The sequence below is a fragment of the Mesorhizobium sp. M1338 genome (assembly GCF_040318045.1).
Taxonomy (GTDB): Bacteria; Pseudomonadota; Alphaproteobacteria; order Rhizobiales; family Rhizobiaceae; genus Mesorhizobium.
This window is the reverse complement of record NZ_JAMYLL010000034.1, coordinates 1-15,484: the sequence shown is the minus strand read 5'-3', so window position 1 is coordinate 15,484 and position 15,484 is coordinate 1. Positions and strand designations below refer to the sequence as shown.

Annotated in this window: 15 protein-coding genes; 11 read left to right on the top strand and 4 right to left on the bottom strand. The window is 62.9% G+C overall.

Annotated elements, in window-relative coordinates:
- Positions 1-94: 94 nt before the first annotated feature.
- Positions 95-1,900 carry an IlvD/Edd family dehydratase gene (locus NKH19_RS23920; RefSeq protein ID WP_352872027.1) on the bottom strand — a complete coding sequence of 602 codons (1,806 nt, stop codon included), beginning with the start codon at positions 1,898-1,900 and terminating at the stop codon, positions 95-97.
- A gap of 147 nt (positions 1,901-2,047) precedes the next feature.
- Here NKH19_RS23920 and NKH19_RS23915 point away from each other — a divergent pair, with 147 nt between their 5' ends.
- A complete protein-coding gene (locus tag NKH19_RS23915) occupies positions 2,048-2,500 on the top strand; it encodes an SRPBCC family protein (RefSeq protein WP_352872025.1) in 453 nt (150 codons plus the stop codon).
- A gap of 61 nt (positions 2,501-2,561) precedes the next feature.
- On the opposite strand, the gene NKH19_RS23910 is transcribed toward NKH19_RS23915, so the two are convergent.
- On the bottom strand, positions 2,562-3,749 hold the full coding sequence (locus NKH19_RS23910; RefSeq protein WP_352872024.1) for an Mrp/NBP35 family ATP-binding protein: 1,188 nt from the start codon (positions 3,747-3,749) through the stop codon (positions 2,562-2,564).
- Positions 3,750-3,996: 247 nt separating this feature from the next.
- Between NKH19_RS23910 and NKH19_RS23905 the strand changes: the two genes are divergently transcribed.
- Complete coding sequence (locus tag NKH19_RS23905) at positions 3,997-4,374, top strand: VOC family protein (RefSeq protein ID WP_352982899.1); 378 nt, start codon at positions 3,997-3,999, stop codon at positions 4,372-4,374.
- A gap of 11 nt (positions 4,375-4,385) precedes the next feature.
- Here the strand turns inward: NKH19_RS23905 and NKH19_RS23900 are convergent, their stop codons facing one another.
- Together NKH19_RS23900 and NKH19_RS23895 are read right to left on the bottom strand one after the other, a co-directional pair.
- On the bottom strand, positions 4,386-5,390 hold the full coding sequence (locus NKH19_RS23900; RefSeq protein ID WP_352872070.1) for an inorganic phosphate transporter: 1,005 nt from the start codon (positions 5,388-5,390) through the stop codon (positions 4,386-4,388).
- Positions 5,391-5,393: 3 nt separating this feature from the next.
- A complete protein-coding gene (locus NKH19_RS23895) occupies positions 5,394-6,035 on the bottom strand; it encodes a DUF47 family protein (protein ID WP_352872022.1) in 642 nt (213 codons plus the stop codon).
- Positions 6,036-6,187: 152 nt separating this feature from the next.
- On the opposite strand from NKH19_RS23895, the gene NKH19_RS23890 reads away from it, so the two are divergent.
- The 9 genes from NKH19_RS23890 (at position 6,188) to NKH19_RS23850 (ending at position 15,295) form a co-directional block, all read left to right on the top strand.
- On the top strand, positions 6,188-7,087 hold the full coding sequence (locus tag NKH19_RS23890) for a LysR family transcriptional regulator (RefSeq protein ID WP_352872069.1): 900 nt from the start codon (positions 6,188-6,190) through the stop codon (positions 7,085-7,087).
- A gap of 141 nt (positions 7,088-7,228) precedes the next feature.
- Positions 7,229-7,702 carry a formate dehydrogenase subunit gamma gene (locus NKH19_RS23885; protein WP_502911017.1) on the top strand — a complete coding sequence of 158 codons (474 nt, stop codon included), beginning with the start codon at positions 7,229-7,231 and terminating at the stop codon, positions 7,700-7,702.
- Complete coding sequence (locus NKH19_RS23880) at positions 7,699-9,255, top strand: formate dehydrogenase beta subunit (RefSeq protein ID WP_352872019.1); 1,557 nt, start codon at positions 7,699-7,701, stop codon at positions 9,253-9,255. Before NKH19_RS23885 ends, NKH19_RS23880 begins: the two co-directional genes overlap by 4 nt.
- Before the next feature lie 10 nt (positions 9,256-9,265).
- Positions 9,266-12,178: a formate dehydrogenase subunit alpha gene (fdhF, locus tag NKH19_RS23875; protein ID WP_352872018.1), complete on the top strand. Its 2,913-nt coding sequence runs from the start codon at positions 9,266-9,268 to the stop codon at positions 12,176-12,178.
- 2 nt (positions 12,179-12,180) lie between these two features.
- The gene (fdhD, locus tag NKH19_RS23870) at positions 12,181-13,011 is read left to right on the top strand and encodes a formate dehydrogenase accessory sulfurtransferase FdhD (RefSeq protein WP_352872017.1); all 831 of its coding nucleotides are present in this window, start codon (positions 12,181-12,183) and stop codon (positions 13,009-13,011) included.
- Positions 13,001-13,312 carry a formate dehydrogenase subunit delta gene (locus tag NKH19_RS23865; RefSeq protein WP_352872016.1) on the top strand — a complete coding sequence of 104 codons (312 nt, stop codon included), beginning with the start codon at positions 13,001-13,003 and terminating at the stop codon, positions 13,310-13,312. The genes fdhD and NKH19_RS23865 overlap by 11 nt, the downstream gene beginning before the upstream one ends.
- Positions 13,313-13,423: 111 nt before the next feature.
- Positions 13,424-14,398 (top strand): alpha/beta fold hydrolase, encoded by a 975-nt coding sequence (locus tag NKH19_RS23860; RefSeq protein WP_352872014.1) that lies wholly within the window; start codon positions 13,424-13,426, stop codon positions 14,396-14,398.
- A gap of 83 nt (positions 14,399-14,481) precedes the next feature.
- The gene (locus tag NKH19_RS23855) at positions 14,482-14,844 is read left to right on the top strand and encodes a nuclear transport factor 2 family protein (protein ID WP_352872012.1); all 363 of its coding nucleotides are present in this window, start codon (positions 14,482-14,484) and stop codon (positions 14,842-14,844) included.
- A 136-nt stretch (positions 14,845-14,980) separates the two neighbouring features.
- Entirely contained in the window at positions 14,981-15,295 is a 315-nt protein-coding gene (locus NKH19_RS23850) for a hypothetical protein (RefSeq protein WP_352872010.1), read from the top strand.
- Positions 15,296-15,484: the final 189 nt, after the last annotated feature.

Below are 15,484 nucleotides of genomic sequence, written 5' to 3'. Positions count from 1 at the left end.
ATCAGGCCGCCAGTCGTCGATGCAGCGCCTGTGATTGTCGGCAGGAATAATTGATGATTATCCCTTGGAACAATCGGTGATTATCCCGGAATAATCAGTGATTATCCCTCGGAACGCCGCTGGTGTGCGCGACGTCCTGGTATTTCACCGCCGGCTCCAGCACCATTCCCTCCGAGAACTGCGCGACCATGCCACGCTGGATCTCCTGCCAGGGCGTCTGGTGCTTGGGATAGTGATACCCGCCATTGTTCTGCAGTTCGGCGCGGCGGCGGGTGATCTCGTCATCCGTGACGAGGATATCGGCCGTGCCCTTGCGCAGGTCGACGCGGACACGGTCGCCCGTCTTCAGCAGCGCCAGCCCGCCGCCGATCGCCGCTTCCGGCGAGGCGTTGAGGATCGACGGCGAACCAGACGTGCCCGACTGGCGACCGTCACCGATGCAGGCAAGCGCGTGGATGCCCTTCTTGATGAGGTATGCCGGCGGCTGCATGTTGACGACCTCGGCACCGCCGGGATAGCCGACCGGGCCAGCGCCGCGCATGAACAGGATGGTGTGTTCGTCGATGCCTTGCGCCGGATCGTCGATGCGGGCGTGGTAGTCTTCCGGCCCGTCGAAAACCATGGCGTTGCCTTCGAAAGCCTCGGGATCCCTGGGGTTGGACAAATAGCGCTCGCGGAACTCCGGCGAGATGCCGCTGGTCTTCATGATCGCCGAATCGAACAGATTGCCCCTCAGGTTGATGAAGCCGGCATTGGCTTTCAACGGCTCGGCCACGGTGCGGATAACTTCGATGTTCTCGTTGACCACCCCTTCGCAGTTGTCGCCGATCGATTTGCCGTTAACGGTGATGGCTTCGGGGAAAGGCAGCAATCCGCCCTTCATCAATTCGGCCACAACGGCCGGCACGCCGCCCGCGTGGTGATAATCCTCGCCGAGATATTCGCCGGTCGGCTGCAGATTGACGATGAGCGGGATCTTGAGCCCGACCTTCTGCCAGTCGTCATTGTCGAGCGGCACGCCGAGATGGCGGGCAATCGCATTGAGATGGATCGGTGCATTGGTCGAGCCGCCAATGGCCGAGTTGACGACGATGGCGTTCTCGAAGGCCTGGCGCGTCATGATGTCGGACGGCTTCAGATCCTCGTGCACCATCTCGACAATGCGCTTTCCCGTCTCATAGGAAATCTGGCCGCGCTCGCGGTACGGTGCGGGAATGGCGGCCGAGCCAGGCAATTGCATGCCAAGCGCCTCGGCCAGAGAGTTCATCGTCGTGGCGGTGCCCATGGTGTTGCAATAGCCGGTGGACGGCGCCGACGAGGCGACGATATCCATGAACTCGTCATAGCCGATCTCGCCGGCCGATAGCCGCTGGCGCGATTCCCAGACGATGGTGCCGGAGCCGGTGCGCTTGCCCTTGTGCCAGCCATTGAGCATCGGGCCGACCGACAGCGCGATCGCCGGGATGTTAACGGTGGCGGCCGCCATCAGCAGGGCCGGCGTCGTCTTGTCGCAACCGATGGTGAGCACGACGCCATCGAGCGGATAGCCGTAAAGCACTTCGACCAGGCCGAGATAGGCAAGGTTACGGTCAAGAGCGGCGGTCGGGCGCTTGCCGGTCTCCTGGATCGGATGGCAGGGAAATTCGAAAGGAATGCCGCCCATCGAGACGATGCCTTCGCGCACGCGCTTGGCAAGTTCGATATGATGCCGGTTGCAGGGCGAAAGATCGGAGCCGGTCTGGGCGATGCCGATCAGCGGCTTGCCGGACATCAGTTCGGCGCGTGTCAGTCCGTAATTCAGGTAGCGCTCGAGATAGAGCGCCGTCATGCCCGGATTGTCGGGATTGTCGAACCACTCCTGCGAGCGAAATTTTTTCTTAGTGGTGGGGGCGCCTGCCATTGGTGGTCTCCGTATTTGTAAGACAAATCGATATGGCAACGCGCGAGAGCAGGCAAGAGGGCGTGCGGTCGCAACCGGACTTTGGTGTGATAGACACGCACCCAGCCGTGCGTTAGGGCTTCATTCAGTCTTGTCCGGGAGGTTTTCATGGCTTTGGTGATCGAAGGCGAGGAGCGCATTGCCGCTCCCCTGCAAAAAGTGTGGGAAGCGCTGAACGATCCCGAGGTCTTGAAGGCGACCATTCCCGGCTGCCAGAGCCTGGAGATGAAATCGCCGACCGAAATGGCGGCGACCGTGGTGGTGAAGATCGGACCGATCAAGGCGACGTTCAACGGCGAAGTGACGCTGAAGAACCTGAAGCCGCCGCACTCCTACACCATCCAGGGCGAGGGCAAGGGCGGCATTGCCGGCTTCGCCAAGGGCGGCGCCGACGTGACGCTGACATCAGATGGACCGGATACCACGGTGCTGAAATACGCCGCCAAGGCCGACGTCGGCGGCAAGATCGCCCAGCTCGGCAGCCGGCTGATCGAATCGACCTCGAAGAAACTCGCCGGACAGTTTTTTTCCAGCTTCGGCGAGAAGGTCGGCGCGGCTTAGGCTGAGGCCTGCCTGAACAATGCTTGGGCTTGTTTAGGGTTGGCGTCGACCGAGCGGAAACCTACTCGAACACAATACTCGGCACGGCGGCAGCAGCCGCACCACGCTCTTCGTTGACCCGGTCCCAAACCTTCGAAGCAATGTCGCGGTAGATTTTCGCTTCGGCGCCGTCGGGCTTCGAGATGACCACCGGCGTACCGGCATCCGAGCTTTCGCGTATGCCCATCTCGAGCGGCACTTCGCCGAGGAAGGTGACGCCGAGGCGCTCGGCCTCGCGGCGGGCGCCGCCATGGCCGAAAATGTCATAGCGCTTGCCGGTGTCGGGAGCGATGAAATAGCTCATGTTCTCGACGATGCCGAGCAACGGCACATCGACCTTCTTGAACATGTTGAGGCCTTTTCGCGCGTCGATGAGAGCAAGGTCCTGCGGCGTCGAGACGATGACGGCGCCGGCCAGCGGCACCTGCTGGGCCATGGTCAGCTGCGCGTCGCCGGTGCCGGGCGGCATGTCGACGACGAGCACGTCGAGCCGGCCCCACTCGACCTCGCGCAGCATCTGCGTCAGTGCCGACATCACCATCGGGCCGCGCCAGATCATCGGCGTTTCCTCATCGACGAGGAAGCCCATCGACATCACCTTCAGGCCGTAATTCTCCATCGGTTTCAGGATCTTGCCGTCGACGGTCTGCGGCCTGCCATGGATGTTGAGCAGCCGCGGCATGGATGGGCCGTAGATGTCGGCATCGAGCACGCCGACGCGCAGGCCGTTGGCGGCGAGGCCAAGCGCGATGTTGACGGCGGTGGTCGACTTGCCGACGCCGCCCTTGCCGGAGGCAACCGCGATGATTGCCTCGATACCGGGCACGCCGCGCTTTCCCGAACTGTGCGAGGCAGGCGCGTGCGGCGCAGCACGCGGCGTGGCAGCAGCGGGCGGAGCCGGCCTGGGTGCGGGGCGCGACGGAACCGGCGCCTCCATGCCGCCGCCCTTCTTTTCGGCCGTCAGCGCGACGACGGCGCTGGCGACACCGGGGATCGCCTTGACGACACGTTCCGCCGCGGCACGCAGCGGCTCCATTTCCTGGGCGCGGGCGGCGGGAACGGTAATCGAGAAGAAGACCTTCCCGTCGGCGATGAAAATCTCCGAAACCATGCCGAGGTCGACGATGTTGCCGGTGAAATCCGGCCCGTTGACCGTCTTCAGGCGCTCGATGACGATTTCCTTGGTGACGTTCTGCTGGACGGCGGACATGATTTTTTCCTTGGACGGTTCAGGGCTTCAGATAATGCAGTTTCCGGACAGAACCAAGGCGTGGAGCAACAGGTGCCTCGGCGTGCCCGGAAAAACGATGAAGCCTGTCTGATCGCCGACCGAACGCATCCGCGGAAAACGGCGGCCAAAGTGGCCGATCATTCCATAAAGTCGACGGTCGCCAATCTGCCGGTGCGACCTATCTGCATGACCATGGTGAGCACGACAACCAGGGAAGGAGATCATCATGCTCGCAAACTTCAACGCAACGGCCAACCTCGCGGTGAAGGATCTCGCGAAAGCCAAGGCTTTCTATGAGGGAACGCTTGGCCTGGAGCAGGTGCACGATGAGGGCGGTGAACTGATCGTGTATAAAAGCGGCGACACAGCCATCAACGTCTATCATTCCCAATATGCCGGAACCAACAAGGCAACAGCGGTGACGTGGACCGTTGGCGACGAGATCGGCAATGTCGTCAAGGCGCTGAAGTCGAAGGGCGTCAGCTTCGAGCACTATGAGATGCCGGGCTTGACACTGGAGGGCGATATCCATGTCGGCTCCGGAATGAAAGTCGCCTGGTTCAAGGATCCAGACGGCAACATCCTGAACCTTGTGGACAGGTAGATGTCTTCACGTCACCTCGCCAGCCCAACCGCCAGATAGGTGAGCGCCGAAATCACAGCGGTCGCCGGCAAGGTGACGATCCAGGCAATGACGATGTTGCTGGCAATGCCCCAGCGCACCGCCGAGACGCGGCGGGCGGCGCCGACGCCGATGATGGCACCGGTGATGGTGTGCGTGGTCGAAACGGGAACCCCGAGCCAGGTGGCGGCAAACAGCGTGATCGCGCCACCGGTCTCGGCGCAAAATCCCTGCATCGGGTTCAGCCGGGTGATCTTGGAGCCCATGGTGTGGACGATGCGCCAGCCGCCGAACAGGGTGCCGAGCGCCAGCGCCGACTGACAAGTGAGGACGACCCATAGCGGCACATAGAACGTCGCGCCGAGCATGCCTTGCGAATAGAGCAGCACGGCGATGATGCCCATGGTCTTCTGGGCGTCATTGCCGCCGTGCCCGAGCGAATAGAGCGAGGCGGAAAAGAACTGCAGGACGCGGAAGGAGCTGTCGACGGCGAATGGCGTCTGGCGCACGAAGAGCCAGGAAACGGCGAGGATCAGGACAAGCGCCAGGATAAAGCCGGTCGCCGGCGAAACGACGATCGCGGCGACAGTCTTGCCGAGTCCCGTCCAGACGATGGCACCGACGCCTGCCTTTGCCACACCGGCGCCGACCAGACCGCCGATCAACGCATGCGAGCTGCTCGACGGGATGCCGGCGATCCAGGTGACGATGTTCCAGACGATGGCGCCGACAAGGGCTGCAAAGATCACAGCCGGGGTGACGATGCTGACGTCGACGATGCCCTTTCCCACTGTCTCGGCGACGTGGAGGCCGAAGAACATGAAGGCGATGAAATTGAAGAAGGCCGCCCACAACACCGCATATTGCGGCCTCAGCACGCGGGTGGAGACGATGGTGGCGATGGAGTTGGCCGCGTCGTGCAGGCCGTTGAGAAAATCGAAGAACAGCGCGACGGCGACGAGGCCGACCAGCACGGGAAAGGCGATGGTGGCTTCCATCACCTAGACATTCTCAATGACGATGCCGCTGATCTCGTTGGCGACGTCCTCGAAGCGGTCGACCACCTTTTCCAGCTCGCCATAGATCTCGCTGCCGATCATGTAGGCCATCGGGTCGCTGCGGCCGTGCTTCCTGAAGAGATCCTTCAGCCCTTGCTCGTGCAGATCGTCGGCCCGGCTTTCGACGCGCATGACCTCTTCGGCGATGGCATTGAGGCGCACCGTGTGCGCCCCGACCTTGCTGAGCAGCGGGATCGCCTCGGCCACCAGCTTGGCGGCGGCGACGATGATGCCGCCCATTTCCTGCATCAGCGGGTCGAATTCCCTTTTTTCGAACAGCTTCACCGTCTTGACGGTCTTGTGCATCATGTCGATGGCATCATCCATCGACTGGATCAGGTCCTTTATGTCGCCGCGATCGAAAGGCGTGATGAAGGAGCGCCGCACCGCCAGCAGGACTTCCGCGGTGATATGGTCGGCCTCGTCCTCGAGATCGATGATTTTCTGGCCCCAGCGGTCGATGTCCTTGCCCTGGAGAAGCTGCTCCAGTGCCTCGGCGCCACCGACCACGGTGCGGGAATGTCGTTCGAACAGTTCGAAGAAGCGATCTTCGCGCGGCAAAAGCTTGCGGAACCAGCCCAGCATGGTCGATCTCCCAGGTTTCATTCACATAGCGCCGCATTCAGCCGGGGGGAACAGGTAGCCGGCTTAAAGATGTGGATGCAGGCCAATTGCGCATGGCGCTTGCGATGAAACGCAATTTCCCCGACCTTGCGCCGAACGACCGGAAAGATCGCATGATCGACAAGCTGGAATTCTTCATCGCGCTGGCCAGGGAGGAGCATTTTGGCCGGGCGGCGGAATTGTGCGGCGTGACCCAGCCGACGCTGTCGGCCGGCATCAAGCAGCTGGAGGGCCAGCTCGGTGTGATGCTGGTTTTGCGCGGCTCGCGCTTCCAGGGACTGACGCCGGAGGGCAAGCAGGTGTTGGCCTGGGCGCGCCGCATCGTCGGCGACACCCGCACCATGCGCGAGGAGATGCGCGCCGCGCGCTACGGTCTGTCGGGCCGCATCCGCATCGCCGCCATCCCGACGGCGTTGGCCATGGTGGCGCGGCTGACGACGCCGTTCCGGGCAAAGCATCCGGGCGTCACCTTCTCGGTGCTGTCGCGGACCTCGATCGAGGTGCTGTCGCTGCTCGGCAATTTCGACATCGATGCCGGCATCACCTATCTCGACAATGAGCCGCTGGGGCGGGTCACCAGCGTGCCGCTCTACGACGAGCGCTATCAACTGATCACCGCGATGGGAAATCCCTATTCCGATCGCGACAAAGTGACATGGGCGGAGCTCTCAAGCCTGCCTCTGTGCCTGTTGACGCCTGATATGCAGAATCGCCGCATCATCGACCAGCATCTGGCCGAAGCCGGCGTGCAGGTGCGGCCGACGCTGGAATCCAACTCGATGATCGTGCTGTTTTCGCATATCCGCACCGGCAAATGGTCGTCGATCATGCCGCTCAACCTTGCGGAAACATTCGGCTTTTCCGAGCCGATCCGCGCCATCCCGATTGTCGAACCGGACGCCAGCCACACGGTCGGCCTGGTGGCGGCGCCTCGCGAACCTCACACGCCGCTGGTCTCGGCGCTGTTGGACGAGGCAATGGCGCTGGCGGACGATTTCCACGCCCACCGCTAGGCTAAACAATGCTGGATGACCGAGCTCGATAGAAATTTTCTATCGAGTAACGAAACAGCTTTATTGATTGAGCGGGTTTCCTCTGATTTTGTAACGACTTAGCGATAAAAAGCTATCGACCAGGGAGGGCGCTGCGTGACGATGCAGCCTGCAAGTACCGAGATCACATCGCGCACGGCCGCGATCATCCAGGAGCTGAAGGGCCTCGAAGGCCCGCTGCTGCCGATCCTTCACGGCATCCAGGAGGAGTTCGGCCATGTGCCCAAGGATGCGCTGCCGGTCATCGCCGAGGCGCTGAATATCTCCAGGGCCGAGGTGCACGGCGTCGTCACCTTCTACCATGATTATCGCAGCCATCCGGCCGGCCGGCATGTGCTGAAGCTCTGCCGGGCGGAATCCTGCCAGTCGATGGGTTCGGACGCCATCGCCGCCAAACTGAAGCAGTTGCTTGGCATCGGCTTCCATGAGACGACCGGCGATGGTTCGGTGACGCTGGAGCCGGTCTATTGTCTGGGCCTGTGCGCCTGTTCGCCCGCCGCAATGCTCGATGGCCAGGTGATCGGGCGGCTCGATGACGAAAAGCTCGACGAGATCGTTGCCGAGGTGCGCTCATGATCCCGCGTATCTACATTCCCGGCGATTCCGGCGCGCTGGCGCTGGGTGCCGAAAAAGTCGCCAAGGCGATTGCAAGTGAGCTTGCCGAACGCGGCATCGAAGCCAAGATCGTGCGCAACGGCTCGCGCGGGGCTTATTTCCTCGAACCGATGGTCGAAGTGGCGACCTCCAACGGCCGCGTCGCCTATGGACCGGTCAAGCCGTCCGACGTCAAAAGCCTGTTCGACGGCGGCTTCCTCACCGGCGGCCATCACAAGCGCTGGCTGGGCGCGCCTGACAAAATCCCCTTCCTGGCCAAGCAGACGCGGCTGACCTTCGCACGTTGCGGCGTCACGGATCCGCTTTCGCTCGAATCCTACAAGAAACATGGCGGGTTGAATGGACTGACGAATGCGTTGGGACTGACGCCTGCCGCCATTGTCGCCCAAGTGACCGAATCCGGACTGCGCGGGCGCGGTGGCGCCGGCTTCCCGACCGGCATCAAGTGGAAGACGGTGCTCGATACATCAGGCGACCGCAAATACATTGTCTGCAACGCCGACGAAGGCGACTCGGGCACCTTCGCCGACCGCATGATCATGGAGGGGGATCCCTTCGTGCTGATCGAAGGCATGACGATCGCCGGAATTGCCACGGGCGCGACCAAGGGTTTCGTCTATGTCCGCTCGGAATATCCGCATGCGGTGGCGGTGATGAACAAGGCCGTCGAGATCGCCCGCAAGGCCGGTGTTCTTGGCGCCAGCGTGCTGGGTTCGGCCTATGCTTTCGACATGGAGATCCGGGTTGGCGCAGGCGCCTATGTCTGCGGCGAGGAGACGGCGCTGCTGGACTCGCTCGAAGGCAAGCGCGGCATGGTTCGGGCAAAACCACCGCTGCCGGCTCACAAGGGGCTGTTCGGCAAGCCGACGGTGATCAACAACGTCATCTCGCTGGCCTCGGTGCCTGTCATCATGGACAAGGGTGCGACCTTCTACAAGGATTTCGGCATGGGCCGCTCGCGCGGCACGATTCCGATCCAGATCGCGGGCAATGTCAAATATGCCGGCCTGTTCGAAGCCGCTTTCGGCATGACGCTGGGCGAGATCGTCGACGAGATCGGCGGCGGCACGGCCACCGGGCGCCCGGTCAAGGCGGTGCAGGTCGGCGGACCTCTCGGCGCCTATTTCCCGCGCGCGCTGTTCGACACGCCATTCGATTATGAGGCCTTCGCGGCCAAGGACGGGCTGATCGGCCATGCCGGCATCGTGGTGTTCGACGACACCGCCGACATGCTGAAACAAGCGCGCTTCGCCATGGAGTTCTGCGCCATCGAAAGTTGCGGCAAGTGCACGCCGTGCCGCATCGGCTCGACGCGCGGCGTCGAGACCATCGACAGAATTGCCGCGGGCATCGAACCGGAGAAGAACCTCGCTCTGGTCACCGACCTCTGCAACACGATGAAGTTTGGTTCGCTCTGCGCACTGGGCGGCTTCACGCCCTACCCTGTCATGAGCTCGATCACCCATTTCCCCGACGACTTCAAGCCTGCGCCCGTGCGCGTGGCTGCTGAATAGGAGCTGGCAGATGAACATCAAGGCCGACTTCCCATCCCTCGTCGAAGAGATCGACTATGGAACCCCGGAATCGAAGGCGCAGAAGCGGGTCACGCTGAATGTCGACGGCCGCAGCATCACCGTCCCGGAAGGCACCTCGATCATGCGTGCCGCGATGGAAGGCGGGGTCGAGATCCCGAAGCTTTGCGCCACCGACATGCTGGACTCCTTCGGTTCGTGCCGTGTCTGCCTCGTCGAGATCGAAGGGCGCGGCGGCACGCCGGCATCCTGCACGACACCCGTCGGCGAGGGCATGGTGGTGCGTACGCAGACAGAGCGGCTCGACGCCATTCGCCGCGGCGTCATGGAACTCTACGTCTCCGACCATCCGACCGGCTGGAACGAAAAGGCCGGAACCGGCGCCAGCGAATTCGATGCGGTGGCGAAGTCGATCGGGCTGACCGAGAACCGCTACGGCATCGAGGGTCGCAACCACGTCAAGCCGGAAGACGGCGTGGCGCCCGGCCATGGCTCGCTGGCGGTCGATTATATCGCGCGCGACGAATCCAATCCCTATTTCACCTATGACGCCTCGCAATGCATCGTCTGCTCGCGCTGCGTGCGGGCCTGCGAGGAGGTCCAGGGTACCTTCGCGCTGACCATCGAGGGCCGTGGTTTCGAATCCAGGGTCTCGGCGGGCATGCATGAGGCATTCATCGATTCGGAATGCGTGTCCTGCGGTGCCTGCGTGCAGGCTTGTCCGACCGATGCGCTGCGCGAGAAGACGGTGCTTGCCAAGGGCCTGCCGGAACGCTCGGCTGTCACCACCTGCGCCTATTGCGGCGTCGGCTGTTCGTTCAAGGCCGAAGTGAAGGGCGACGAGGTTATTCGCATGATGCCCTACAAGGAGGGCAAGGCGAACCACGGCCATTCCTGCGTGAAGGGCCGTTTCGCCTATGGCTACGCCACCCACAAGGACCGCATCCTGTCGCCGATGATCCGCGAAAAGATCACAGATCCGTGGCGCGAAGTGAGCTGGGAAGAGGCGATCGCCCATACGGCAAAGGAATTCCGCCGCATCCAGTATCAGTACGGACGCACCGCGATCGGCGGCATCACCTCGTCGCGCTGCACCAACGAGGAAACCTACCTCGTCCAGAAGATGGTGCGGCAGGGCTTCCGCAACAACAATGTCGACACCTGCGCGCGCGTCTGCCATTCGCCAACGGGCTACGGGCTCGGCCAGACATATGGCACCTCGGCCGGCACGCAGGATTTCGACTCCGTCGATTACACCGACGTCGCCGTCGTCATCGGTGCCAATCCCGCCTCGGCCCACCCGGTATTCGCCTCGCGACTGAAGAAGCGGCTGCGCCAGGGCGCCAAGCTGATCGTGCTCGATCCGCGCCGCACCGAGATGGTCAAGTCGGCACATATCGAAGCGGATTATCACCTGCCGCTGAAGCCCGGCACCAATGTGGCCGTGCTGACGGCCCTGGCGCATGTCATCGTCACCGAAGGCCTGTTCGACGAAGCCTTCATCCGCGAACGCTGCGACTGGACGGAATTCCAGGATTGGGCATCCTTCGTCGCCTTGCCGGAAAACAGCCCCGAAACCGTCGGCAAGCTGTCCGGCGTCGATCCCGAACTTATCCGTGGTGCTGCGCGTCTCTACGCTACCGGCGGCAACGGCGCGATCTATTACGGCCTGGGCGTGACGGAACACAGTCAGGGCTCAACCACGGTGATGGCGATCGCCAACCTCGCCATGGCCACCGGCAATATCGGCCGGCCAGGCGTCGGCGTGAACCCGCTGCGCGGCCAGAACAATGTCCAGGGCTCCTGCGACATGGGCTCCTTCCCGCACGAACTGCCCGGCTATCGCCATATCTCCGGCGAAGCCGTGCGCGACATCTATGAGACCCTGTGGGGGGTGAAGCTGGACGACGAACCCGGCCTGCGCATTCCCAACATGCTGGATGCCGCCGTCGACGGCAGCTTCAAGGGTATCTACATCCAGGGAGAGGACATTCTTCAGTCCGACCCCGACACCAAGCATGTCGCAGCCGGCCTCGCCGCGATGGAATGCGTCGTCGTGCACGACCTCTTCCTCAACGAGACGGCGAACTACGCGCATGTCTTCCTGCCGGGCTCGACCTTCCTGGAGAAGGACGGCACCTTCACCAACGCAGAGCGTCGCATCAACATGGTGCGCAAGGTTCTGGAGCCGAAGGCGCGCTACGCCGATTGGGAGGCGACGCAGGAGCTTGCCCGCGCGATCGGGCTGGACTGGAACTATCAGCATCCTTCCGAGATCATGGACGAGATCGCGATGACGACGCCGAGCTTCGCCGGCGTCTCCTTCGAATTGCTCGACCGTGTCGGATCCGTGCAATGGCCCTGCAACGAGAAGGCGCCGCTCGGCACCCCGATCATGCATATCGATGGGTTCGTGCGCGGCAAGGGCAAGTTCATCCGCACCGAATATGTGGCGACGGACGAGAGGACGGGGCCACGCTTCCCGCTGCTGCTCACCACCGGCCGCATTCTGTCGCAGTACAATGTCGGCGCGCAGACTAGGCGCACCGACAACATCATGTGGCACGGCGAGGACCGGCTGGAGATTCACCCGCACGATGCCGAGAATCGCGGACTGCGTGACGGCGACTGGGTCCGGCTGACCAGCCGCTCGGGCGAGACGACGCTGCGCGCGCTGATCACCGACAGGGTGTCGCCCGGCGTCGTCTACACGACGTTCCATCATCCGGACACGCAGGCCAACGTGATCACGACCGACTTCTCGGACTGGGCGACCAATTGTCCGGAATACAAGGTGACGGCGGTGCAGGTCGGCGCCTCCAACGGACCGTCGGAATGGCAGCGCGATTATGACGAGCAGGCACGCAACAGCCGTCGCATCGCGAAGCTGGAAGCGGCGGAATAGTCTTGAGCGCGCGTCGCAAAGCCACGACGCAGGTATCGCGGCTGGCGCGCCGCGCGGTCGGGACGACGGCTGCCGACCGCATGGTGCCGGAAGAGACGCCGGTGGCGTTCTCCTTTGCCGGCACGACCCATGCGGTGATGATGGCAAGCCCGGCCGATTTCGAGGATTTCGCGCTCGGCTTCTCGCTGACCGAAGGCATCATTGCTACGCCGGAGGAGATCGAGGCCATCGAGGTCGAGGATCATGGCGCCGGTATCGACATCCAGATCAGGCTGAAGGACACCGCCAACACGCGCTTCGAGGCGCGGCGCAGACGACTGGCCGGCCCGGTCGGCTGCGGGCTCTGCGGCATCGAATCGATCGAGGAAGCGATGCGCTCGGTCGACGAAGTCGGTGCGTCGAAACTTACACTTGATGCCGACGATATCGTTCGCTCGGTCAAGCTTCTGTCGAAAGTGCAGCCGCTTCACACCGAGACCGGAGCCGTGCACGCCGCCGGCTTCTATGTACCGGGCAAGGGCATCGTCATGGCGCGCGAGGATGTCGGCCGTCACAATGCGCTGGACAAGCTGGCCGGCGCGCTTGCCAGGGCCGGCATCGATGGCGCATCCGGTGCTGTCGTGGTGACGTCGCGGGTGTCGGTCGAAATGGTGCAGAAGACGGCGGCGATCGGCTCGGCCTTGATCATCGCCGTCTCGGCGCCGACCGCACTTGCCATCCGCACGGCGCAAGAGGCCGGCATGACGCTGGTGGCGCTGGTTCGCGGCGACGATTTTGATATTTTCACCCACCCCGGCCGGGTGGTTTGCGGAGTTGCCAAGCATGTCGCATGACGAAGAACACATCATGAGCACCCGCGAGAAGCTGGTGCGCATGGCAAACCAGATCGCCGATTTCTTCCACTCCAAGCCACGCGAGGAAGGCATTGCCGGCGTCGCAGAGCACATCAACAAGTTCTGGGAGCCGAGGATGCGGCTGCAACTGTTCCAAATGCTGGACGCCGGCACCGAGAACTTCAACGAGTTGGTGGTGGCCGCCTCCGTCAAGATCAAGCGGCCGATCACCCCGGCTGAAGCCGACCTCAAACTCGGGCTCAAGGCCTTCCCCGCCGACGTCGCCGCCTCGCAAAAGTAGCCGTCGAGTCTTGCCGGCCTATATTCGCTGTCGCTAAAGTTTAAACTGCCGCGATCGACGCTGTTCTGCTATGGTTGACGACCAGAAATCGTCAGGCCGGGCGGAAACCTCGTGAGGCCGATCGAGACCCGATACGCCCACAGCGGCGATGTGCGGATCGCCTATCAGGTGGTCGGCCAGGGGTCGTTCGATCTCGTCTTCGTGCCGGGCTTCATTTCCAACCTCGACCTGCACTGGGAAGACGAAGGTTATACCAGGCTCCTGAGGCGGCTTTCGGCGTTCTCGCGGCTGATCCTGTTCGACAAGCGCGGCACCGGTCTGTCCGATCGAGTCGACGCCCACCACCTGCCCAGTCTCGAAACTCGGATGGACGATGTGCGCGCGGTGATGGACGCCGCCGGCAGCGGCCGTGCAGCGTTGCTCGGCGCCTCCGAAGGCGCGCCGATGGCGATGCTGTTCGCCGCCACGTATCCGGAGCGGACGCGGGCGCTGGCGCTCTATGGCGGCTATGCGCATTTCCACAAATGGGTGATGTCGCCCGAACGCCTCGATGCTTTCATCGAGATGGCGGAGACAGCCTGGGGTACCGGCGCAACTTTACCCAATTTCGCGCCGAGCCGGGTCGACGACGCGCATTTCGCCCAATGGTGGGCACGCTTCGAACGATTGTCGGCGAGCCCGACGGCGGCGGCGGCGCTGGCGCGCATGAACGCCGGGATCGACGTGCGCGGCGTGCTGGCGGCGATCAGCGCGCCGACGCTGCTCATTCATCGCCGCAACGATGCGCGGGTCGATCCTGACGCCAGCCGCTACCTGGCCAAAAAGATCCCGAATGCGCGGCTGGTCGAGATTCCCGGGCGCGATCATCCGATCTGGACCGGCGATGTCGATCGGGTAGCCAACCTGATCGAGGAGTTCCTGACCGGTGGGCGAGCCGTGGCCGAGGTGGACCGCGTGGAGGCGGTGGCTATGGCGGCGATCGTGCGCCACTGGTCGACGATACTCAACGGCAGCCAGTTCGATCTGACGACCTTCAAGAAGCAGACCGGCGACGTGTTCGCGGCCGTCAAGGCCAAGTCGCAGTGAAGAAATCACTGCCCGGCGATGAGCGCCGGGCAGCACTTCGACCATCAACCGCCCGGTCGGAAGACGGGCCAATGGAGGATGAAATGCTGACCAAGACCCAAATGGTGAATGGCGCGGCGATCAAGAAGGCGATCGAAAGCCGTGACGGCAGGATGCTGTCGAGCTTCTACGCCGACGACGCGCTGGTGCGGGTGATCGACCGCAACAACCCGCCGAGCAAGCCGCGCGAGATTCGTGGACGCGCGGCGATCAGCACATTCTGGGACGACATCTGCAGCCGGGCGATGACCCACAAGGTCGACACCACCATCGCCGACGGCGACAGCCTGGCCTTCACCCAGGCCTGCGCCTATCCGGACGGCACCAAGGTGTTCTGCGCCGCGATGCTGGAGCTGAAGAATGGGCTGATTGCACGGCAGACCGTCGTGCAGGCCTGGGACGAGTAGGTCAACCGCAGAGCCTGTTCATTCATCCCGATTGAAGCGGGATAGCTCTGTTTCCGTGCTGGGGCATGATCTTTTCCGAAAACCGGTTTCCCTTTTTCGAGATCATGCTCTGGCCGCAACCCTGGAGGAGAAGACAATGTTCAGCGCCAGATGGCAGATCGACGCCAAGTTCGGACACAAGCAGACCGTGCTCGACCTGTTGAAGAAATGGGAACGCGAGATCGGGTCGCAGGTCGGCCTCGCCGAGCTGGAATTCCAGATCATGACCGGTTCGATCGGCGCCCGGGAAGCGACGGTCGAGTCGCACCACCAGGTAGAGAGCCTGGCCCAGTTGGAGGCGTTCTTCGCCAAGATCAGCAAGATCGACGCGCACGCCAAATGGGGCAAGGAGATCGAGCCCTACGTCGTGTCGGGCACCAGCCTGTGGAACATCTACCGAATCGTGGAGTAGCGGTCTTCGCCCCGTTTACGGGGAGAAGATGCCGGCAGGCAGATGAGGGGCAGAGCCAGCTTTGGAAGCGTCGCGCCGCCCCTCATCCGTCACTTCGTGCCACCTTCTCCCCGTAAACGGCAGGGCTGTCCGGGGAAATCTATTCATATATGAAGGCCATCTGATTGAGGGAGGATCGGTCTCTTGGTC